This window comes from Lysobacter enzymogenes (assembly GCF_017168095.1).
In the GTDB taxonomy this organism is placed as follows: Bacteria; Pseudomonadota; Gammaproteobacteria; order Xanthomonadales; family Xanthomonadaceae; genus Lysobacter; species Lysobacter enzymogenes_D.
This window is the reverse complement of record NZ_LXSD01000306.1, coordinates 1-1,147: the sequence shown is the minus strand read 5'-3', so window position 1 is coordinate 1,147 and position 1,147 is coordinate 1. Positions and strand designations below refer to the sequence as shown.

Genomic DNA, 1,147 nt, shown 5'->3' with positions numbered 1-1,147 from the left:
CGAGCGCGGCGCGGACCGCGGCGGGACTGCCGGGCGCGGCGTCGGCGGCGACATCGGCCGCCGCCGCGGGCGTCGCCGAGCGTTCGTCGGCGACGGGGCCGGTCATAGGTCGTTGTCGTCGCCGGGCACGCGGGTCAGGATCTCGACCCCGTCCTCGGTCACCGCGACGGTATGCTCCCACTGCGCCGACAGCTTGCGGTCCTTGGTCACCACGGTCCAGCCGTCCGGCAGGGTCTTATGCCGGTAGGTGCCTTCGTTGATCATCGGTTCGATGGTGAAGGTCATGCCGGGAACCAGCTTGATGCCCTCGCCCGCGCGGCCCACGTGCAGCACCTGCGGCTCTTCGTGGTAGACCCGGCCGATGCCGTGGCCGCAGTAATCGCGCACCACGCTGAAGCGCTCGGCCTCGGCGTAGGTCTGGATGATGTGGCCGATGTCGCCGAGGGTGGCGCCGGGCTTGACGAAGCGGATCGCGCGGAACATCGCCTCGCGGGTCACCTCGACCAGGCGCTTGGCCATCACCGAGGGCGTGCCGGCGTAATACATGCGGCTGGTGTCGCCGTGCCAGCCGTCCTTGATCACGGTGACGTCGATGTTGACGATGTCGCCGTCCTTGAGGATTTTCGTGTCGCTGGGAATGCCGTGGCAGATGACGTTGTTGACCGAGGTGCACACGGTCTTGGGGAAACCTTTATAGCCGACGTTGGCCGGGATCGCCTTCTGCACGTTGACGATGTGGTCGTAGCAGATGCGGTCCAGCTCGCCGGTGCTCACGCCCGGCTTGACGTAGGGAGCGACGACCTGGAGCACTTCGGCGGCCAGGCGGCCGGCGACGCGCATCTTCTCGATCTCTTCGGGGGTCTTGATGGAAATGGCCATGCCGGCATTATCGCTCATTCAGGCTGCCGGGATCACCGCGCCGTACGGTCCGCAGCGTGCCGGGACGGGGGGATTGAATCGATCTCAGACCCCGCAGAGATATCCCCCGACCTTGTAGGAGGGCCTTCAGGCCCGATGCCTTTGGCTCCGGTCGCGGCGAACCGGGCCAAAGGCATCGGGCCTGAAGGCCCTCCTACACGAGCCCTCACGCCCAAAGTTGCCCCAGGCCCCCGCCGCGGCTACAATTCCGCGGCTCTGCGGCCGGACC

General features: G+C 67.6%; 1 protein-coding gene and 2 pseudogenes. 1 reads left to right on the top strand and 2 read right to left on the bottom strand.

Going from position 1 to position 1,147, the window contains the following annotated elements; all coding sequences use genetic code 11:
* Positions 1 to 102: 102 nt before the first annotated feature.
* On the bottom strand, positions 103 to 879 hold the full coding sequence (gene map, locus A7A76_RS10465; protein WP_206411155.1) for a type I methionyl aminopeptidase: 777 nt from the start codon (positions 877 to 879) through the stop codon (positions 103 to 105).
* 32 nt (positions 880 to 911) lie between these two features.
* Positions 912 to 1,064 (bottom strand): annotated as a pseudogene (locus A7A76_RS26470) (DUF6053 domain-containing protein); the annotation flags it as partial.
* Here A7A76_RS26470 and A7A76_RS26465 point away from each other — a divergent pair.
* Positions 1,006 to 1,147: pseudogene (locus A7A76_RS26465) on the top strand (DUF6053 domain-containing protein); the annotation flags it as partial. The pseudogenes A7A76_RS26470 and A7A76_RS26465 sit on opposite strands and share 59 nt — an antisense overlap.

Coding starts and splice junctions, on each gene's coding strand:
- map (WP_206411155.1), bottom strand. CDS start 879: ATGGCCATTTCCATCAAGACCCCCGAAGAGATCGAGAAGATGCGCGTC.